This window comes from Enterobacter sp. 18A13, from assembly GCF_007035975.1.
Lineage (GTDB): Bacteria > Pseudomonadota > Gammaproteobacteria > Enterobacterales > Enterobacteriaceae > Enterobacter > Enterobacter vonholyi.
The window spans coordinates 1,715,291-1,734,882 of sequence record NZ_AP019634.1 but is presented as its reverse complement, the minus strand read 5'-3'; the positions used below and the strand labels follow the sequence as shown (position 1 = coordinate 1,734,882).

Sequence of the window (19,592 nt, the reverse complement as noted above, 5' to 3'; positions counted from 1 at the left end):
GCTTAACGCAGGTTAACCAGCGTGTTGAGGATCTGGTCCTGGGTTTTGATGGTCTGCGCGTTCGACTGATAGTTACGCTGCGCGACGATCATGTTCACCAGTTCTTTACTCATATCCACGTTGGAGGCTTCCAGCGCGCCGTTGGTCAGCTTGCCGAAGTTACCGGTGCCTGCGGTGCCCAGCAGCGCCACGCCGGAAGACTGTGTGGCAGACCAGACGTTGTCGCCTTCAGACTTCAGGCCTTCGTTGTTGGCGAAGTTTGCCAGCACGATCTGACCCAGAACCTGAGACTGTTCGTTAGAGTAGCTTCCCACCACGGTGCCATCGTCGTTGATCTGGTAGCTCACCAGGTCGCCAGGCTTGTAGCCGTTCTGATTGGTTGCCACCACGCTGTTTGCACCGGTGTTCTGCTGCATGGAGTTCTGGAAACTCAGGGAGAAGGTCGCCGCCGTCGCACCGCTGACAGAACCCGTGGTGATGTTAATGGCCGGCGTGGCGTTTGGCGCTGCGCTCAGCACGCCCGCTGCGTCGTAGTTATACACACCCGCCAGGTTACCGTTCGCATCAAAGTTCATCTGCGCCGCTTTCGTCGCAGCAGAACCCGCAACGCTGCCGTCCTGAGTGTAAAGATCCCATTTATTGTTGGCCGTCTTAACGTAGTAGACGTACATGTTATGGGCGTTACCCTGGCTGTCGAATACGGTCACGGTACCTTTTTTGTTATAGGTATCCGGGTTGGTCGCATCGAAGGGGGCGGTTTGAACAGGATCGGTTGAGTTCAGGTTGATCTGCTGCGTGGCGGTGGTGGTTGATTTCGCCGCCATCAGGGTATTCGGGATAGTAATCGCCTGAGGATTCGCACCGGTCTGAACGGTTGGAGGCGTTCCTGCTGCCGGGTAGCCCGTCAGCTGCATGCCCTGCATGTTAACCAGCGTACGGTTTTCATCCAGTTTGAACTGGCCGTTACGGCTGTAGAACACAGAACCGTTAGAATCGACCATACGGAAGAACCCGTTCTGGCTGATGGCAACGTCCAGGCCACGGCCGGTGTTGGTGGTGGTGCCGTCGCTAAAGTCCTGAGTGATGCCTGCAACTTTTACGCCCAGACCCACTTTGGAACCGGCAAACATGTCTGCAAAAGAAGCAGAACCGGATTTAAAACCATAGGTCGCGGAGTTGGCGATGTTGTTGCCAATGACGTCCAGGTTGGTGGCCGCAGCATTCAGGCCGCTGACCGCTTGAGAAAAGGCCATGACTTACTCCTGATAAGTGTTAAGGCTTAGATAATCTGCCGAACTTCGTCGAGTGTGGTGGAACCAGAGGTTCCCAAATCCAGTTTGTTGCCGTCGCTTCCTTTAATCACGCCCTGGACCAGCGCGAACTGCAGCGGCTGCGCCACCAGCTGGGTCGTCCCGTTGCTGGCGCTGATCGCTACTTTGTAAGAACCGTTTGGTGCTTTAGTGCCGTCGGTCAGGCTGCCATCCCACGTAAAGGTGTGAACGCCCGCCTTCAGCTCACCGATATCAATGGTGCGCACGACCGTGCCGTTGCTGTCGGTGATGGTTGCGGTAACTTTCTCCGCCGCCTGCTGCAGCTCAACGCCAAACGGCGTGGTGGTCGTTGTGGTGTTCCCTTCAGTGGTGCTGGTGCCCGCCAGAATCGTGGTTCCCGGGATCATCACCCCGTGACCAATCAGGCTCGCTGCCTGCAGAGACTGGCTGCTGCCAATCTGGCCGGAAACGGCACCGAGGGTAGTGTTGAGCTTCTCAATGCCGCTCACGGTGCTGATCTGCGCAAGCTGCGTGGTCAGTTCGTTATTCTGCATTGGGTTGGTGGGATCCTGGTTCTTAAGCTGCGCCACCAGCAGCGTCAGAAAGCTGCCCTGAAGATCGGAGGCATTGCTCCCGGTCAGGGAGTTAGAACCCGTCGTACTCTTCGTGTTATTAACACCCGAGTTCGTAGGATCATTCACATTTACGGCGATGGACATGCATGTCTCCTTTACTGGCCGAGAGTGAGTGTTTTGAGCATCATGCTCTTCACGGTATTAAGCACTTCGACGTTGGCCTGGTAGCTACGGGAAGCCGACATGGAGTTCACCATCTCACCCACCACATCCACGTTTGGCATTTTCACGTATCCGCTGGCATCCGCGAGCGGGTTACCCGGCTCATACACCAGCCTGTCCGGCGCCTGGCTCTCTACCACATCAGACACCTTCACACCGCCCGTCGCCGCGCCTGGCGCCGCATCGACCTGAAAGACAACCTGTTTGGCACGATAAGGCTGGCCGTCGGGTCCGGTTACGCTGTCGGCGTTCGCCAGGTTACTGGCGGCCACGTTCAGGCGTTTGGACTGCGCGGTTAACGCCGAACCGGCAATATCAAAAATATTCAACAAGGCCATCTATCAGTTCCCCCCCTGCAGGACGTTCATCATGCCTTTGATTTGTCCGCCGAGTACGGTCAGGCCCGTCTGGTATTTCAGGCTGTTATCGGCAAACTGCGTACGCTCCCGGTCCATATCCACGGTGTTACCGTCGAGTGAGGGCTGATCGGGAATGCGGTAAAGTAAATCGGTCGCTGGCGCGGTCATCGCCTGAGCAGGAATATGGCGAGAGGATGTCATGGCGAGTGCAACACCCGTTCCTTCGGCACGTCCACGCTCCATCACCTTTTTGAGTTCACTGGAAAAATCAATATCGCGCGCCTGAAACCCTGGGGTATCGGCGTTAGCGATGTTGGCGGCTAAAATCTCCTGCCGCTGGGCGCGTAAGTTGAGCGCTTCCTGCTGAAAACGTAACGCGGCGTCGAGTTTATCGAGCATGTCTCCTCCGCTGATGGCAAAATTTCAGTTCACAGCTTAAATCTCACCCGGTCTCCCCTATCGACGGAATAAGCGCAAAATGCGTCGCTATTTATTGCGTTGATGCAAAACCACTGCAGGTAAAATTCATTCAACTCTGGAAACGGTGGAACTTGCGATGCAAACGTTAAAACGTGGCCTGGTGGCAGCTTTCTTGCTGTTTAGTCCTCTGGTGCAGGCTGATGGCTTACAGGATCGGCTGACGGCTTTTTTTGCTGAAAAACTGGCAGGCTTTAGCGATGACGTGACCGTTGCCGTGCGCACGCCACCGAATCTGTACCCGACGTGTGACCAGCCGTCCTTCAGCGTGGTAGGGTTCACAAAACTCTGGGGGAATGTGAACGTGCTGGCACGCTGCGCCAACGAAAAACGCTATTTACAGGTTGCAGTTCAGGCGACGGGCAATTATGTTGTCGCCGCCGTGCCCATTGCGCGCGGCAGCGTGCTGCAGACGAACAGCGTGACGTTAAAACGCGGGCGTCTGGATCAGCTGCCGCCACGCACCATGCTCGATATGAACCAGGCACAGGACGCCGTCAGCCTGCGTGATGTCGCCCCCGGCCAGCCGATACAGCTCTCAATGCTGCGTCAGGCATGGCGGGTAAAAGCGGGTCAACAGGTGATGGTGGTGGCCAACGGAGATGGCTTTAGCATCAACAGTGAAGGGAAAGCGTTAAACAATGCCGCGGTGGCGCAAAACGCCCGCGTCAGAATGTCCTCAGGCCAGGTGGTGAGCGGAACCGTCGATGCTGATGGGAATATTCTGATTAACCTATAATCTTTTTAAAGATTTCGCTGCGCGTGCCGATAAATATTCCACTAATGATGATATCAGGCGCAAACGCCGCGAACCCTCGATGAGGACAACACTATGAGCATTGATCGTACATCAGCCCTGAAGCCGGTAAGCGCTGTACAACCTCGCGAAACGAATGACGCTCCTGCGCAGAAAACGCGTCTGGAAAAACCGTCAACGTCCAACAGCACCAGCGTTACCCTGAGCGACGCGCAGGCAAAACTGATGCAGCCAGGCAGCAACGATATCAATATGGAACGTGTTGAAGCGCTGAAAACGGCTATTCGTAACGGTGAGCTGAAAATGGACACCAGCAAAATCGCTGACGCCCTGATTCAGGAAGCACAGAGTTTCTTACAGAGTAACTAACCGTATGAGTCGACTGTCAGAAATACTGGATCAAATGACGGTTGTTCTTAACGACCTGAAAACGGTAATGGACGCTGAACAACAGCATCTCTCTTCCGGTCACATCAACGGCAGTGCGCTGCAGCGTATTACTGAAGATAAGAGTTCACTCCTGGCGACGCTGGATTATCTGGAGCAGCAGCGCCGCGCTGAGCAGGATCCTAAGCGTAGCGCCAATGACGATATTATTGAGCGCTGGCAAACCATTACCGAAAAAACCCAGCATCTGCGCGATCTTAATCAGCACAACGGCTGGCTACTGGAAGGTCAGATTGAGCGTAACCAGCAGGCGCTTGAGGTATTGAAACCGCATAAAGAAACCGGACTGTACGGTGCGGATGGTCAGACAGCGACTGCGCGTATTGCGGGAGTTAAAAAGATTTCGATTTGACGCCTGAGCGACAAATCATGCAGCGGGGAGCACCATAAGGTGAACTCCCCTTTTGGCGTTTATGCCGTACGGCGGGCAAACTCTTTCACTTTGAACCCCAGCACCGCGAGCGTGGCAAAATAAGCCACCACCCCAACGCCTACCACGGCCATCAGCCGCATCAAACGGTATGGCATGGTGCCCAAGGACCATTCCGGCATCACGTACATCATGCCAAGCAGCGCGGCAGACATCACCAGTACCGCAACGATCAGACGCACCAGGAAACTCCCCCAGCCCGGCTGCGGCGTGAAAATATCCTGCTTGCGCAGCTGCCAGTATAACAGCCCGGCATTCAGACAGGCCGCCAGACCAATCGATAATGACAGGCCCGCATGCTTCAGCGGCCCAATAAACGCCAGGTTCATCAGCTGCGTCATAATCAGCGTCACGATAGCAATTTTCACCGGCGTTTTGATGTCCTGACGCGAGTAGAACCCTGGCGCCAGCACCTTGACGACGATCAGCCCCATCAATCCGACCGAGTAGGCAATCAGCGCGCGCTGGGTCATGGCAGCATCAAAAGCGGTGAATTTTCCGTACTGGAAGAGCGACACCGTTAACGGTTTAGCCAGAATACCCAGCGCCACCGCGCTTGGCAGGGCCAGCAGGAAACAGAGACGTAATCCCCAGTCCATCAGGCGGCAATATTCATCATGGTTGCCGCTGGCAAAACTTTTCGACAGCGACGGCAGCAGAATGGTCCCCAGCGCCACGCCCAGCACCCCGGACGGAAATTCCATGAGGCGGTCGGCGTAGTACATCCAGGAAACCGAACCGGACACGAGGAAAGAGGCAAAGATGGTGTTGATGATAAGCGAGATCTGGCTGACTGAGACGCCGAGAATGGCGGGCCCCATCTGCTTGATCACGCGCATCGCCCCGGCATCTTTGAGATTGATGCGCGGCAGCACCAGCATGCCGATTTTTTTCAGATGCGGCAGCTGATACGCCAGCTGCAGCACGCCGCCGACGGTGACCGCCCAGGCCAGCGCCAGCACCGGCGGGTTGAAGTGCGGCGCGGCGAACAGGGCAAAACCGATCATGCTGACGTTAAGAAACGTCGGCGCAAACGCCGGTACAGAGAAGCGGTTCCAGGTATTCAGGATCGCCCCCACCAGCGAAGCCAGCGAGATGAGCAGAATATAGGGGAAAGTAATGCGCAAAAGCTGCGAGGTCAGGGCAAATTTGTCAGCCGTATCGGCAAACCCGGGTGCGGTCACCATAATTACCCAGGGCGCGGCCAGCATCCCGAGTACGGTCACCACAGCTAAAGCCAGCGTCAGCAACCCGGAGACATAAGAAACAAAGACGCGCGTCGCGTCTTCACCCTGCTTGCTTTTATATTCCGCCAGAATGGGCACGAATGCCTGGGAAAACGCCCCTTCAGCAAAAATACGACGCAGCAGGTTCGGCAATTTGAAGGCGACGAAAAAGGCGTCCGTGGCCATCCCTGCACCAAATACCCTTGCCACAATGGCGTCGCGTGCAAAACCCAGCACGCGGGAAAACATGGTCATCGAGCTGACGGCCGCCAGCGATTTTAATAAGTTCATTAACGTGAATTTCCAGAACCATACGGATTTCCAGGACGGGCAAGCGTAAGCGCCACCCGGCAAAGCCTACAAGCGGCGCTTAGTCTACCCGGATTTCAACGAATTACTATCCGCAGATGTTACAGCGAGTTATTCACTCATGGCATCGCGCCAGAGCCTTTCTACAATGCGCTGCGCCATAATGGCCTGCTCGCCGGACGTTTCAGGAACCGTCTGATTTTGCACGCAGGTGATAAAGTGGCGGGCGCATCCTGCGAAACCGCGCTGCTCGAGGGTGCTCTGCCAGCCTGGCGCCGGGAGCGTCACCACGCCGTTGCCCTTCTCTTCCCGCCACTCGCGCATGTCCGTAATGTCGTACAGCGCGCCGTCGGTCACCGCCTGCACGGATTCACGCTGGCTACCCGCCCGACGGTGCATGCTGGTGGTAATCTGAAGATGCTCAACGGAAAAGTGGTGTTCAGCGTAGACCATTTGCCCCTGATCGTTTGTCACGAGGGTGCCGCTTTTCAGCTGCGCATTACCGTTGGTCAGCCACAGCGCCGTATCCACCACATGCAGGTAATCATCCAGAAGGGTGAACCGCAGATCGTTTGGCCCAATGCTGTCGGTACGGTGCTTATCCATTCGCAGCGAGGCAAGCGTGCCCGACTGCGCCTTAAGCTGCTGGTAAAGCGGCGCGAAGCGGCGGTTGAAGCCCACCATCAGCGTCAGTTTTTTGCGCGCCGCCAGTTCGATCAGACGTTCCGCGTCCGGAACATTTTCCGCCAGCGGTTTATCCACGCAGACGTGAACCCCCGCATTGAGCAGCTCGCTCACCACCTGATAGTGAGTTGCCGTTGAGGTATGCACAAAAACCGCATTACACTCGCGGGCCAGATCCTGCAGGGAGGCAGCGTACGGAATGCGCCAGGTTTCGCAGATACGTTCTGCCTTTTCTCGCGTGGGTGACCATGCCCCTTGCAGGGTCCAGTCCGTCGCCGCACCTAAAACAGGCAGCCAGGCTTTTTGCGCAATGCCGCCCAGCCCCACCACGCCTACGCGTAATTTTTTCACCGTCAGTCTCCCAGATGTGCCAGCAAGGCATCCAGACGCTGTTTCAGCCCGGCGACCTCTTCTTCCAGCGCTTCTACGCGCGCGACAAGAGTGTCAGTGCCTGCTGAGGATACCGCGTCGCTCTCCACGGTAGCGACATCGACGTCGCCGCTGAACAGATGCATATAGCGGCTTTCACGTTTGCCCGGCTCGCGCGCCAGACGCACCACGTACGGGCCGTCTTCGCGAGAAGCCAGCCCTTCCAGGGTCTGCTCGACCTCCTGCATATCGCTGAACTCATGCATACGGGAAGCGCGCGTGCGCAGTTCTCCCGGCGTCTGCGCCCCGCGCAGCAGCAGCGTGGTGATGACCGCCACTTCCGCGCTGCTCAACTTCAGGTCACCGAATTCGGAGTTACAAAAGCGCTGTTCGTACTTGGTCACGCGGTTGCCGAAGCCGCTGACGGTGCGCAAATAGTGGCGTTTTACCAGCGCATCCAGCACGTCCTGAACGTCATGCTCGCTGAGGTTCATCACCGGCTCGCGGTTGGTTTTCTGGTTGCAGGCCATGGTCACGGCGTTGACGGAGAGCGGATACTGCTCCGGCGTGGTGACCTGTTTTTCGAGTAAGCACCCAATCACGCGCGCTTCTGTACCGTTTAGCTGATACTTCATCTTTTCTCCTTAACGACCTGCGGTCCAGTCCCGGGTGGTTAACGCCGTCAGAACGTGGTCGCGCCACTCTCCGTCTATCAACAGATAGTCTTTGGCGTAACCCTCTTTCTCGAACCCTAAACGCGCCAGCAAATTGCCGCTGCGCTGATTATGCGGCATATAGTTCGCCATGATGCGATGGATATGCTGCGTGCGTTGCATATAGCGGATCGCCACCGTTAACGCCTCGTACATCAGCCCCTGTCCCTGCCATTTCTGGCCGATGGAGTAGCCAAGGTAGCAGGCGTGAAACGACCCGCGCACCACGTTTGAAAAATTGGCGATCCCGATAATCTCTTTCTCTTCGGGATCCAGCAGCGCGAAATAAAACGCGCTGCCCTGCTTGTGAAATTCCGTAATCATGCTGAGGCGCGCCTGCCAGCCGGAAGGGTAACAATGGCTCTCATCCCGAACGGGTTCCCATGGTTTTAAAAACTGGCGATTCTCGGCGTAATAATCCGCCAGACGCCAGGCATCACGCTCATGCACCAGACGAACGACCAGCCTGTCCGTTGTCAGACGCACTTTTGGCACATTACTGCGATAGCCAAACATCGATCCCACTCCTTCCCGTCACTTCTGCTTACCCATTAGCTTTACTATACCTGCGCCTGCGCCGTCTGTGAAAACAGTGACATACCATTTTTCTCGCTTTTCACTATTTTCGATGAGAACTCTCTATCAAAGCAGCCTTTTGATAAAAAAATATTGTCACGCCCGGGGGTGGGAAAAAACGCGGCGACAACGCAGAATGTTAGCGTGCTCACCATCTTATTTTCCCTGGAGGGAAAATGTCCCGCGTATCACAGGCCAGGAGCCTGGGTAAATATTTCCTGCTCGTCGATAACATGCTGGTCGTGCTCGGCTTTTTTGTCGTTTTTCCCCTTATATCGATCCGCTTTGTCGATCAAATGGGCTGGGCGGCATTAATGGTCGGCATTGCCCTGGGGCTACGCCAGTTTGTCCAGCAGGGTCTGGGCGTCTTTGGCGGGGCCATTGCCGACCGCTTTGGCGCTAAACCGATGATCGTTACCGGTATGCTGCTGCGCGCGGCAGGGTTTGCCACGATGGCGGTCGCCCAGGAGCCCTGGCTGCTCTGGTTCTCCTGCTTTCTCTCCGGCATCGGGGGCACGCTGTTCGATCCGCCACGTACCGCGCTGGTGGTGAAGCTGATTCGCCCTCAGCACCGCGGCCGTTTCTTCTCGATTCTGATGATGCAGGACAGTGCCGGGGCGGTTATCGGCGCCCTGCTGGGAAGCTGGCTGCTGCAGTATGACTTCCGTCTGGTCTGTGCGGCTGGGGCGGTGCTCTTTATTCTGTGCGCGCTGTTTAATGGCCTGTTCCTGCCCGCCTGGAAGCTGTCGACGGTCAAAGCGCCGGTCCGGGAAGGGCTTGGCCGGGTCCTGCGCGACAGGCGTTTTGTCACCTATGTGTTGACCCTGACGGGCTACTACATGCTGGCCGTACAGGTCATGCTGATGCTGCCGATCATGGTTAACGATATTGCGGGCACGCCTGCAGCCGTAAAATGGATGTACGCCATTGAAGCCTGCCTGTCGTTAACGCTGCTTTATCCGATTGCCCGCTGGAGCGAACGGCATTTTCGTCTGGAGCATCGCCTGATGGCCGGGCTGCTCCTGATGACGCTGAGCATGATGCCGATCGGTCTGGTGAACTCTCTCCAGCAGCTGTTTACGCTGATTTGCACGTTCTATATTGGCTCAATCATCGCCGAGCCTGCCCGCGAAACGCTGAGCGCCTCGCTTGCGGATGCGCGTGCGCGCGGCAGCTATATGGGGTTCAGCCGCCTGGGGCTGGCGCTCGGCGGGGCATTAGGTTACGCCGGGGGCGGCTGGTTGTTTGATGCCGGCAAAGCGTTAAATCAACCTGAACTCCCGTGGATGATGCTGGGCGCGGTGGGCTTTATGACGCTACTCGCCCTGTGGTGGCAGTTCAGCCAGAAACGCAGTGCGAGCGGCATGCTCGAGCCTGGCGCGTAGCCTTTCCCTCGGGCGGGAGCCTCTCCCGCCCCACTTCTCAGTTTTTTCTGCTGGTTTCTGCCAATTCACGCTGACATACTGGCGTAACAGGACAGAAGCGCCGATTTTTCGTTGAGGAACACTATGAAGAAAATTGTCTTTGCCGCTGCATTAGTTGTCAGCGGCCTGCTGGTTGGCTGTAACCAGCTCACGCAATATACCGTCAGTGAACAGGAAATTAATCAGGCGCTGGAAAAGCATAACAATTTCTCGAAAGACATTGGCGTGCCGGGGCTGGCAGACGCGCATATCGTGCTCACAAACCTGAGTAGCCAGATCGGACGTGAAGAGCCAAACAAAGTCACACTGGCCGGTGATGCGGACCTCGATATGTCCTCCCTGTTTGGCAATCAGAAAGCCAACATTAAGCTCAAGCTGAAGGCACTCCCTGTTTTCAACAAAGAGAAAGGGGCGATTTTCCTGCAGGAGATGGAAGTGGTCGATGCGCAGGTGTCTCCGGATAAGATGGCACCGGTTCTGCAAACCCTGATGCCCTATCTGAACCAGTCGCTGCGTAATTATTTTAACCAGCAGCCCGCGTACGTCTTAAGTGAAGACAAAAGCAAGGGTGAAGCCCTGGCGAAAAAATACGCAAAGGGCATAGAGGTGAAACCGGGCGAAATTATCATTCCTTTCACCGATTAACCTGAAGGGCGCTGCGGCGCCCTTTTTTTTCACGGAAAAGTGTGCAAACGAAAACGTTTCCGCTTATGATTTGTGTCCGGCAAAAACAGCCATCCTTATGACTGATTCCTGACAAGCCGGAGCTTCCATGACTGCACAACCCCAGGTTCTTAAAATCCGCCGCCCTGACGACTGGCATATCCATCTGCGCGATGGCGATATGCTGAAAACCGTCGTGCCTTATACCAGCGAAATTTATGGCCGCGCGATTGTCATGCCTAACCTGGTTCCACCAGTCACCACCGTAGATGCCGCGATAGCCTATCGCCAGCGCATCCTGGATGCCGTGCCTGCGGGACACGATTTTACCCCGCTGATGACCTGCTATCTGACCGACTCGCTGGACCCGAACGAAGTGGAGCGTGGGTTTAACGAAGGCGTCTTTACGGCAGCGAAACTCTACCCGGCGAATGCCACCACCAACTCCAGCCACGGCGTCACCAGCATTGATGCCATCATGCCGGTTCTGGAACGCATGCAGAAACTGGGTATGCCGCTGCTGGTCCATGGTGAAGTCACGCACGCGGAGATTGATATCTTCGACCGTGAAGCCCGTTTTATCGAGACCGTGATGGAGCCTTTGCGCCAGCGCCTGCCCGCGCTAAAGGTGGTATTTGAGCATATCACCACCAAAGACGCGGCAGAGTACGTGCGTGACGGCAACGATCTTATCGCTGCCACCATTACGCCTCAGCACCTGATGTTTAACCGTAACCACATGCTGGTGGGCGGGGTGCGCCCTCACCTCTACTGTCTGCCTATCCTCAAACGCAACATCCACCAGCAGGCGCTGCGCGAGCTGGTCGCCAGCGGGTTCTCCCGCGCGTTCCTCGGTACCGACTCCGCACCTCACGCCCGCCATCGTAAAGAGGCGAGCTGCGGCTGCGCAGGCTGCTTCAACGCCCCAACGGCGCTTGCCAGCTACGCAACCGTATTTGAAGAGATGAACGCGCTGGAACATTTCGAAGCATTCTGCTCCCTTTACGGCCCGCGCTTCTACGGCCTGCCGGTCAACAACACCTTCATCGAGCTGGAGCGGAAAGCGAGCCACGTTGAGGAGTCCATTGCCCTGACGGATGACACGCTGATCCCATTCCTGGCGGGCGAAACCGTTAACTGGACGGTAAAACGTTAAAAAATCAATCCCCCTTGTTGTCAAACAGATAATATGCCTGTATAAATAAACAGTATATTACACAGGGGGCATTTATGCGTATTGAAGTCACCATAGCCAAAACTACCGTTCTGCCTGCCGGCGCGCTTGATGCACTGGCAGGCGAATTATCCCGCCGTATTAACAACACCTTTCCCGATAACGCGGGTGCCGTAACGGTGCGTTACGCCGCGGCGAACAACCTCTCCGTCATTGGTGCTGCGAAAGAAGATAAAGATCGCATCAGCGAAATCCTGCAGGAAACGTGGGAAAGCGCTGACGACTGGTTTATCACAGATTAACACTGCTCCCTCATTGTGTTTTTTGCCGGGTCGCCCCGGCTTTTTTTTGTCTGTAAATCCTGCAAGTTCAAATTAATTCGGCATCTTCTTTAAGAATCGTGAACAAGATGGTGTTTTATTGTTCGAACAATCCTAAAAAGCAGAAAAATGTGTTGCCAGCTGTTTATTTTTCCCGTCGGAACCCTTATTACTTGGTATACTGAAGATGCTTTCAGAAAAACATGCATTGAACCTCAAAGCCGTTGTCTTCTAACACGCATTAAGGGGGTTATAATGGAAAAGAATAGTGAAGTGATCCAGACCCATCCACTGGTTGGCTGGGATATCAGTACCGTAGATAGCTACGATGCGCTGATGCTGCGTTTGCACTACCAGACCCCGAATCAACTCAACCGTGAAGAAGCGGAAGTTGGACAGACGCTGTGGCTAACAACAGACGTCGCCCGTCAGTTTATTTCTATTTTAGAAGCAGGTATTGCAAAAATAGAATCTGGCGACTATCAGGAAAATGAGTATAAACGGCACTAAGCTTATGCCCACTTTTCTCTCTACAGGCACCCTCGCGGTGCCTTATTTATTTCTCCCTTGTCTAACCCCGCGTTGTTAATTACTCTGCTAACAAAACATCAGTTTACGAGATGCATATGAGATACGACTTAATCATTATTGGTAGCGGCTCCGTGGGTTCCGCCGCCGGTTATTACGCAACACAGGCAGGCCTGAAGGTCCTGATGATCGATGCCCATCTTCCTCCTCATTCGGAGGGCAGCCATCATGGCGATACCCGCCTCATGCGCCATGCGTATGGAGAAGGCGAGCGCTATGTACCGCTGGTGCTTCGCGCCCAGACGCTGTGGGACGAGCTGGCGAAGCAGACCGAAGAGCGTATTTTCGAGCGTACCGGCGTTATCAACCTTGGCCCTTCCCATTCTGATTTTCTCGCCAGCGTCGAGCGCAGCGCAAAAGCCTTTAATCTTGATGTCGAGAAGCTGGACGCGACGGGCATTACCGCGCGCTGGCCTGAAATTACCGTCCCCGACGATTACATTGGCCTCTTTGAAGCCCACTCCGGCGTGCTGCACTGTGAAACAGCGATCAAAACCTGGATCGATCTTGCCGCGAAAGCCGGCTGCGCGCAGCTGTTTAACTGTCCGGTAGAGGCTATCACCCATGACGAGAATGGCGTCACGGTAACGACTATTGACGGCGACTATTCAGCGTCCCGCCTGCTCGTCAGCGCAGGAACCTGGGTCACGCGCCTGCTGCCGGAACTGCCTGTCCAGCCGGTGCGTAAGGTCTTCTCCTGGTTCCAGTCGGATGGGCGCTACAGCGCGCAGAATAAATTCCCGGCCTTTACCGGCGAATTGCCGAATGGCGATCAGTTCTACGGTTTCCCTTCCGAGAAAGACGCGCTGAAAATCGGTAAACACAACGGGGGCCAGGCTATCGCCTCTCCTGACGAGCGTAAGCCCTTCGGCGCCTTCCCACAGGATGGTTCAGAGGCCTTCTCGTTCCTGCGCAATATTCTTCCAGGCGTCGGTGGCTTGCTGTATGGCGCGGCCTGTACCTACGACAACACGCCGGATGAAGACTTTATCATTGACACCCTGCCGGGGCATGACAACGTCCTGCTGATTACCGGGCTGAGCGGCCATGGCTTTAAGTTCGCGTCCGTGCTGGGCGAGATCGCCGCACAGTTTGCCCAGGGCATCACGCCGCAGTTTGATCTGACGCCCTTCTCCCTCTCGCGATTTAACGGATAATCCGCCACGGGCTCCGGACGTCCCGGAGCCCGTTTCATTTACACTGCATGTTGGGGCGTTATGCGCAGGATCGTTAACTTTCTTATGAATAATATTCGCGAGCATTTTATGCTCTATATCTTACTGTGGGCGCTGCTGGCCATTATTGATTTTGTTTACATCGTATTTTATTGAAAACCATGATTGACAATAATTGACGTTTATTTAGCTTTGCTGAAACTCTCAATTTCATCTTGCACGAAGACATTGAATTACATTTATTGATCCTGTTCAAAAACGCTGAAATAAATAAAATAAAAATCAATAGACAATTATTTCAGTTGCAATATCACCTCTTCCCGTTCATTTTTACCTTTCGGTTAATATGAAAATGGACATTCTGATGCAATTGCGTAACTCCTCCCGGCGCTACGGAATAATATCCATAAGTTTGCACTGGATATTTGCTCTTGCCGTCTACGGTATGTTTGGACTTGGGCTCTGGATGGTCACGCTCAGCTATTACGATGGCTGGTATCACCAGGCGCCAGAGTTGCATAAAAGTATTGGTGTCCTGCTGATGCTGGGGCTGGTCTTCCGCGTGATCTGGCGACATATCTCCCCGCCGCCCGCCGCGCCAACGTCACACAGCAAATTTACCCGCGTTAGTGCAGTCGCCGCGCATATTGCCCTCTATGCGCTGCTGTTTGCCATCCTGATTAGCGGCTATCTCATTTCGACGGCTGACGGTAAGCCGATTAACGTTTTTGGCCTGTTCGAGGTTCCGGCAACGCTTAGCGATGCCGGGGCGCAGGCCGATACGGCGGGGGTAGTTCACCTCTGGCTTGCCTGGAGCGTGGTGATCCTCTCCGTGCTGCACGGGCTTGCCGCCCTCAAGCACCATTTTATTGATAAAGACGATACGCTAAAGCGCATGCTTGGCCGCTCGTCAGTTGACTCTGGAGCATAAAATGAAAAAACACCTGCTGGGTATCGCCCTGGGTTCTCTGTTATTCACCGCCGGTAATGCCGTGGCGGCGGATTATAAAATTGATAAAGAGGGCCAGCACGCTTTCGTCAATTTCCGTATTCAGCACCTGGGCTACAGCTGGCTGTACGGCACCTTTAAGGATTTTGACGGCACGTTCACTTTTGACGAGAAAAATCCCGCGGCCGATAAAGTCAATGTGACGATTAATACGAACAGCGTCGACACGAACCACGCAGAGCGCGATAAACACCTGCGCAGTGGGGAGTTCCTCAACGTCGCGAAATTCCCGCAGGCGACCTTCACTTCTACTGAGGTGAAGAAAGACGGTGATAAGCTGAATATTACCGGCAACCTGACGCTTAACGGCGTAACCAAACCGGTCACGCTTGATGCTAAATTACTGGGCCAGGGTGACGATCCGTGGGGCGGTAAACGCGCAGGCTTTGAAGCGGCAGGGAAAATTCACCTGAAAGATTTTAATATCACAACGGATTTAGGCCCGGCGTCTCAGGACGTGGAGCTGATTATTTCCGTTGAAGGGGTACAGCAGAAATCATAATAACTTCGCCCGGCAGGTTTTCACCGTGCCGGGCGTTATTATCATTCCGGGTCAGGGATACCCAGTTTGGTATTCAGACGACCGCGTGATTTATTAAAAATCTTGTTGCCGTTTTCACGTCCTGCGCGACGGCGACGCTGCTCTTCTTCCGGCAGGATGCTCTCTTCACTGCACAGCTCGCTACAGCAGCCGTTAAACTTCTCGGCACAGGCCGGGCACTGAATGAACAGCAGATGGCAGCCGTCGTTTTTGCAGTTGGTGTGGGTATCGCACGGCGCGCCGCACTGATGGCACTGGGCAATAACGTCTTCAGAGATACGCTCACCCATCCGCTCGTCAAAGACAAAGTTTTTCCCGATAAAGCGTACCGGCAACCCCTGCTCGCGGGCGCGGCGGGCGTACTCGATAATGCCGCCTTCAATGTGCCAGACCTTATTGAAGCCGTTGTGCTTCATCCACGCGCTGGCTTTCTCACAGCGGATACCGCCGGTGCAGTACATAACGATCTTTTTATCTTTATGCTCCTGCATCATCTCAACCGCTTTGGGCAATTGCTCGCGGAAGGTATCAGCCGGAATTTCCATCGCGTTCTCGAAATGTCCCACTTCGTACTCATAGTGGTTACGCATATCAATGAATACGGCATCCGGATCGTCCAGCATCGCATTCACTTCCGCCGCCTTGAGGTATTCACCGACGTCCGACGGGTTAAACTCAGGATCGTCGATACCGTCCGCCACGATGCGTTCACGCACCTTCATTCGCAGCACCCAGAAGGATTTCCCGTCATCATCCAGGGCAATGTTCAGGCGTAAGCCGTCGAGTGCAGGGTCAAACTGATAAAGTACGTCACGGAAGGCGCTGACTTTGCTTTCCGGTACGCTAATCTGCGCGTTGATGCCTTCACGGGCAAGGTAGACGCGGCCGAAGACGTTAAGCGCCGTGAACGCCTGATAAAGCGCATCGCGGGTCGCCTGCGGATCGTCGATCGTGAAGTATTTATAGAATGAGATGGTTGTGCGCGGTTCGGTTTCAGCCAACATACGCGCTTTTAACATCTCATTCGAAACGCGGTTATGTAACACTGGCATGGTGTACAGTCCTGGATTCGTTAGAGAGAATGAAAAATCGGTCGGCATCATATAGCAAACAAAACCAATTTACATCCACACAATTTACGCTACATTTCACACACCCTGATTAATCAGGCTTAACAATTGCTGTATTCGTGCACGCTTCGAAAGCAGATATTTTGGCTACGTCTCAAAAAATGAGACACTAGCAAAACAGGACGTTTGAACACAGGAAAGACATGACCCAGTTACCAAAATTTACTGCCGCCCTTTTGCATCCCCGCTATTGGTTGACCTGGCTTGGCATCGGCTTTTTATGGCTTCTGGTACAGCTTCCCTACCCTGTTATTTTTCGGTTGGGTAAATTTCTGGGCCGCTTCGCGCAACTGTTTATGAAACGTCGAGCCAGAATCGCGTACCGCAATCTTGAGCTGTGTTTTCCGCAGATGAGCGAGTCAGAGCGTCACGATATGGTCGCGAAGAATTTCGAATCCGTCGGGATGGGCCTTATGGAAACCGGCATGGCGTGGTTCTGGCCGGACAAACGCATGGCTCGCTGGAGCGAGGTGACGGGCACCGGCATGGATCCGGTGCATACGCTTCAGGCCAACCAGACGGGCGTTCTGCTGATTGGCGTCCATTTCCTGACGCTCGAAATCGGGGCGCGCATGTTCGGCATGCAGGCGCCGGGCATTGGCGTTTATCGCCCTAACGATAACCCGGTCATCGATTTAATCCAGACCAACGGCCGCATGCGCTCCAACAAAAGCATGATCGACCGTAAAGATCTGAAGGGAATGATCCGCGCGCTGAAATCCGGTGAAGTGGTCTGGTACGCCCCCGACCACGACTATGGCCCGCAGGCCAGCGTATTTGTCCCCTTCTTCGCCGTTGAAGAGGCCGCCACAACGACCGGAACCTGGATGCTGGCGCGGATGTCCAAAGCCGCCATCGTGCCTTTTGTTCCCCGCCGTAAGCCGGATGGTTCAGGCTACGAGCTGATGATGCTGGAGCCGGAACTCGCGCCGCCGCTCGACGATGCGGAAACTACCGCGCGCTGGATGAACTGCGTTGTGGAGAAGTGCATTATGCTGGCGCCCGAGCAGTACATGTGGTTGCACCGCCGCTTTAAAACGCGGCCACAAGGCACGCCGTCTCGCTATTAATCCTCATGCGGCCCTCAGGGCCGCATGCTGTTTTAGCTTTAAAAGCTCCCTCTCATTGCGGCATTCATAACCCAGGCGCATAATTAGCAGGCTTATTACTTCATGCTTCAGGTGCTCAGCACCTCATTATGCGGATTGTTATGTCACCCTCAGATGCCCCCATAAACTGGAAGCGTAACCTCACGGTTGCGTGGCTTGGCTGTTTCCTCACCGGCGCGGCGTTTAGCCTGGTTATGCCTTTCCTGCCGCTCTACGTCGAACAGCTGGGCGTGACGGGCCACAGTGCGCTCAATATGTGGTCCGGCCTGGTATTCAGCATCACGTTCCTGTTTTCCGCGATAGCCTCACCCTTCTGGGGCGGCCTTGCCGACCGCAAGGGGCGAAAAATCATGCTGCTGCGTTCGGCGCTGGGGATGGCCATCATCATGGCGCTGATGGGCGTGGCGCAAAACGTCTGGCAGTTCCTGATTTTGCGCGCGCTGCTGGGCCTGCTGGGAGGATTTATTCCCAACGCGAACGCCCTGATTGCCACACAAATTCCCCGCCATAAAAGCGGCTGGGCGCTGGGCACGCTCTCAACCGGCGGCGTGAGCGGTGCCCTGCTGGGGCCACTGGCCGGCGGACTCCTGGCCGATAGCTATGGACTGCGGCCGGTTTTCTTTATCACCGCCAGCGTGTTGTTCCTGTGCTTCATCGTCACCTTGCTCTGTATTCGTGAAAACTTCACGCCAGTCGCCAAAAAAGAGATGCTCCACGCCAGGGAAGTGCTGACCTCGCTCAAAAATCCCAGACTGGTGCTGAGCCTGTTCGTGACGACAATGATTATCCAGGTGGCTACCGGGTCGATTGCCCCTATTCTGACGCTTTACGTTCGCGATCTGGCGGGTAACGTCAGCAACATTGCATTCATCAGCGGACTCATTGCATCCGTGCCCGGCGTAGCGGCGCTGCTGAGCGCCCCGAGGCTCGGAAAACTGGGGGACCGGGTGGGTCCGGAAAAAATACTGATCTGCGCGCTGGTGATTTCCGTCCTGCTGCTTATCCCGATGTCGATGGTGCAAACGCCATGGCAGCTGGGCGTCCTGCGCTTTTTACTGGGAGCCGCCGACGGCGCGTTACTGCCCGCCGTACAGACCCTGCTGGTTTACAACTCCACGAACCAGATTGCCGGGCGTATTTTCAGCTATAACCAGTCGTTCCGGGACATCGGTAACGTCACCGGACCGCTGCTCGGGGCTGGGGTCTCCGCCAGCTTCGGTTTTCGCGCCGTCTTTATCGTGACGGCGGGCGTCGTGTTGTTCAATGCCATTTATTCATGGTTTAGTTTATCCCGCGCGTTACGGCCGGTGACGGAATAAGACGAACGCCTGACAGCTTATTTTCGTATTCATACTTGCAGAATCGGATATTCAGCTATTCTTTCCCTGAAACCTTCTGGAAAACAGGGAGACACCAATGACCATGTACGCCACGCTGGAAGAAGCTATTGATGCCGCTCGTGAAGAGTTCCTCGCCGACAACCCCGGCGTTGAAGAAGAAGATGCTGACGTGCAACAGCTTAATATCCAGAAATACGTTCTGCAGGATGGGGATATTATGTGGCAGGCCGAATTCTTTGCCGATGAAGGTGAAGAAGGGGAATGTTTGCCGATATTAAGTGGTGAAGGTGCGCAGGCCGTCTTTGACGGCGACTATGAAGAAATCGAACTTCGGCAGGAATGGCTGGAAGAGAACACCCTGCACGAGTGGGATGAGGGTGAGTTTCAGCTCGAGCCGCCGCTTGATACGGAAGAAGGTCAAACCGCAGCCGATGAGTGGGACGAACGTTAATGTAGGTTATTCGTAAGGGCCGTGGCCGGCATCAATCGGCAGCAGCAGCGTGTCGAAAATCAGCGAGAATGGCAGATCGAGCACGGTCAGGTAGCGCCATGCGGAATCACGGAGATCCCATTTCACGCCAGGGTAATACTGATTCCCGTGGCCTTGCCCTGGAATGGTGCGACTGATGATACTGCCGCAGCCGCTGAGCAGGCATGCCATCAGTACGACGATGATTATTTTCATGAGTAACCTCTAAAAAAAT

The 19,592-nt window shown here is 55.0% G+C and carries 25 protein-coding genes; 15 read left to right on the top strand and 10 right to left on the bottom strand.

What is annotated here, in order from left to right; genetic code table 11:
• Window positions 1-2 precede the first annotated feature (2 nt).
• From flgE to flgB, 4 genes are read right to left on the bottom strand one after another with little or no spacing between them, the layout of a single operon-like run.
• Entirely contained in the window at window positions 3-1,253 is a 1,251-nt protein-coding gene (flgE, locus tag FOY93_RS08440) for a flagellar hook protein FlgE (RefSeq protein WP_111965534.1), read from the bottom strand.
• Between the two features lie 26 nt (window positions 1,254-1,279).
• Entirely contained in the window at window positions 1,280-1,990 is a 711-nt protein-coding gene (gene flgD, locus FOY93_RS08435; RefSeq protein ID WP_111965533.1) for a flagellar hook assembly protein FlgD, read from the bottom strand.
• A gap of 11 nt (window positions 1,991-2,001) precedes the next feature.
• Window positions 2,002-2,406, bottom strand: coding sequence for a flagellar basal body rod protein FlgC (flgC, locus tag FOY93_RS08430; RefSeq protein ID WP_008500814.1), 405 nt, complete (start codon window positions 2,404-2,406; stop codon window positions 2,002-2,004).
• Window positions 2,407-2,409: 3 nt separating this feature from the next.
• Window positions 2,410-2,826, bottom strand: a complete 417-nt coding sequence (gene flgB, locus FOY93_RS08425) for a flagellar basal body rod protein FlgB (RefSeq protein WP_023311135.1) — start codon at window positions 2,824-2,826, stop codon at window positions 2,410-2,412.
• 157 nt (window positions 2,827-2,983) lie between these two features.
• On the opposite strand from flgB, the gene flgA reads away from it, so the two are divergent.
• The 3 genes from flgA to flgN all read left to right on the top strand — a co-directional run bounded on the left by flgA (window position 2,984) and on the right by flgN (window position 4,460).
• Window positions 2,984-3,643 (top strand): flagellar basal body P-ring formation chaperone FlgA, encoded by a 660-nt coding sequence (gene flgA, locus FOY93_RS08420; protein WP_143344932.1) that lies wholly within the window; start codon window positions 2,984-2,986, stop codon window positions 3,641-3,643.
• A 93-nt stretch (window positions 3,644-3,736) separates the two neighbouring features.
• The gene (gene flgM / locus FOY93_RS08415; protein WP_023311133.1) at window positions 3,737-4,030 is read left to right on the top strand and encodes a flagellar biosynthesis anti-sigma factor FlgM; all 294 of its coding nucleotides are present in this window, start codon (window positions 3,737-3,739) and stop codon (window positions 4,028-4,030) included.
• A 4-nt stretch (window positions 4,031-4,034) separates the two neighbouring features.
• A complete protein-coding gene (gene flgN / locus FOY93_RS08410; protein ID WP_008500818.1) occupies window positions 4,035-4,460 on the top strand; it encodes a flagella biosynthesis chaperone FlgN in 426 nt (141 codons plus the stop codon).
• A 59-nt stretch (window positions 4,461-4,519) separates the two neighbouring features.
• On the opposite strand, the gene murJ is transcribed toward flgN, so the two are convergent.
• The 4 genes from murJ to rimJ form a co-directional block, all read right to left on the bottom strand.
• Window positions 4,520-6,055, bottom strand: coding sequence for a murein biosynthesis integral membrane protein MurJ (gene murJ / locus FOY93_RS08405; RefSeq protein WP_023311131.1), 1,536 nt, complete (start codon window positions 6,053-6,055; stop codon window positions 4,520-4,522).
• Window positions 6,056-6,184: 129 nt separating this feature from the next.
• Window positions 6,185-7,108 (bottom strand): Gfo/Idh/MocA family protein, encoded by a 924-nt coding sequence (locus FOY93_RS08400; protein WP_143344931.1) that lies wholly within the window; start codon window positions 7,106-7,108, stop codon window positions 6,185-6,187.
• A gap of 2 nt (window positions 7,109-7,110) precedes the next feature.
• Complete coding sequence (locus FOY93_RS08395) at window positions 7,111-7,761, bottom strand: YceH family protein (protein ID WP_111965528.1); 651 nt, start codon at window positions 7,759-7,761, stop codon at window positions 7,111-7,113.
• Window positions 7,762-7,770: 9 nt separating this feature from the next.
• Window positions 7,771-8,355, bottom strand: a complete 585-nt coding sequence (gene rimJ, locus FOY93_RS08390; RefSeq protein ID WP_008500822.1) for a ribosomal protein S5-alanine N-acetyltransferase — start codon at window positions 8,353-8,355, stop codon at window positions 7,771-7,773.
• Between the two features lie 236 nt (window positions 8,356-8,591).
• Between rimJ and mdtH the strand changes: the two genes are divergently transcribed.
• The 9 genes from mdtH to FOY93_RS08345 all read left to right on the top strand — a co-directional run bounded on the left by mdtH (window position 8,592) and on the right by FOY93_RS08345 (window position 15,270).
• The gene (gene mdtH, locus FOY93_RS08385; protein ID WP_136194677.1) at window positions 8,592-9,800 is read left to right on the top strand and encodes a multidrug efflux MFS transporter MdtH; all 1,209 of its coding nucleotides are present in this window, start codon (window positions 8,592-8,594) and stop codon (window positions 9,798-9,800) included.
• 123 nt (window positions 9,801-9,923) lie between these two features.
• The gene (locus FOY93_RS08380) at window positions 9,924-10,484 is read left to right on the top strand and encodes a lipoprotein (RefSeq protein ID WP_127730376.1); all 561 of its coding nucleotides are present in this window, start codon (window positions 9,924-9,926) and stop codon (window positions 10,482-10,484) included.
• Window positions 10,485-10,611: 127 nt separating this feature from the next.
• On the top strand, window positions 10,612-11,658 hold the full coding sequence (gene pyrC / locus FOY93_RS08375; RefSeq protein ID WP_143344930.1) for a dihydroorotase: 1,047 nt from the start codon (window positions 10,612-10,614) through the stop codon (window positions 11,656-11,658).
• Between the two features lie 74 nt (window positions 11,659-11,732).
• Window positions 11,733-11,978 carry a DNA damage-inducible protein I gene (gene dinI / locus FOY93_RS08370; RefSeq protein WP_008500826.1) on the top strand — a complete coding sequence of 82 codons (246 nt, stop codon included), beginning with the start codon at window positions 11,733-11,735 and terminating at the stop codon, window positions 11,976-11,978.
• Window positions 11,979-12,251: 273 nt separating this feature from the next.
• On the top strand, window positions 12,252-12,506 hold the full coding sequence (gene bssS, locus FOY93_RS08365; protein ID WP_008500827.1) for a biofilm formation regulator BssS: 255 nt from the start codon (window positions 12,252-12,254) through the stop codon (window positions 12,504-12,506).
• A 116-nt stretch (window positions 12,507-12,622) separates the two neighbouring features.
• Window positions 12,623-13,741 (top strand): N-methyl-L-tryptophan oxidase, encoded by a 1,119-nt coding sequence (gene solA, locus FOY93_RS08360; protein WP_143344929.1) that lies wholly within the window; start codon window positions 12,623-12,625, stop codon window positions 13,739-13,741.
• 60 nt (window positions 13,742-13,801) lie between these two features.
• Window positions 13,802-13,915, top strand: coding sequence for a YceO family protein (locus tag FOY93_RS08355; protein ID WP_032639612.1), 114 nt, complete (start codon window positions 13,802-13,804; stop codon window positions 13,913-13,915).
• Between the two features lie 208 nt (window positions 13,916-14,123).
• A complete protein-coding gene (locus FOY93_RS08350; protein ID WP_111965848.1) occupies window positions 14,124-14,690 on the top strand; it encodes a cytochrome b in 567 nt (188 codons plus the stop codon).
• A 1-nt stretch (window position 14,691) separates the two neighbouring features.
• Window positions 14,692-15,270, top strand: a complete 579-nt coding sequence (locus FOY93_RS08345) for a YceI family protein (protein WP_133294157.1) — start codon at window positions 14,692-14,694, stop codon at window positions 15,268-15,270.
• A 41-nt stretch (window positions 15,271-15,311) separates the two neighbouring features.
• On the opposite strand, the gene trhO is transcribed toward FOY93_RS08345, so the two are convergent.
• Complete coding sequence (trhO, locus tag FOY93_RS08340) at window positions 15,312-16,361, bottom strand: oxygen-dependent tRNA uridine(34) hydroxylase TrhO (RefSeq protein ID WP_111965842.1); 1,050 nt, start codon at window positions 16,359-16,361, stop codon at window positions 15,312-15,314.
• 221 nt (window positions 16,362-16,582) lie between these two features.
• On the opposite strand from trhO, the gene FOY93_RS08335 reads away from it, so the two are divergent.
• From FOY93_RS08335 to FOY93_RS08325, 3 genes are all read left to right on the top strand, one after another.
• On the top strand, window positions 16,583-17,509 hold the full coding sequence (locus FOY93_RS08335) for a Kdo(2)-lipid IV(A) acyltransferase (protein WP_143344928.1): 927 nt from the start codon (window positions 16,583-16,585) through the stop codon (window positions 17,507-17,509).
• 140 nt (window positions 17,510-17,649) lie between these two features.
• Window positions 17,650-18,867, top strand: a complete 1,218-nt coding sequence (mdtG, locus tag FOY93_RS08330; protein ID WP_115874715.1) for a multidrug efflux MFS transporter MdtG — start codon at window positions 17,650-17,652, stop codon at window positions 18,865-18,867.
• A gap of 97 nt (window positions 18,868-18,964) precedes the next feature.
• Complete coding sequence (locus FOY93_RS08325) at window positions 18,965-19,339, top strand: MysB family protein (RefSeq protein WP_115874714.1); 375 nt, start codon at window positions 18,965-18,967, stop codon at window positions 19,337-19,339.
• 6 nt (window positions 19,340-19,345) lie between these two features.
• On the opposite strand, the gene FOY93_RS08320 is transcribed toward FOY93_RS08325, so the two are convergent.
• Entirely contained in the window at window positions 19,346-19,573 is a 228-nt protein-coding gene (locus FOY93_RS08320) for a YceK/YidQ family lipoprotein (RefSeq protein ID WP_143344927.1), read from the bottom strand.
• Window positions 19,574-19,592 lie beyond the last annotated feature (19 nt).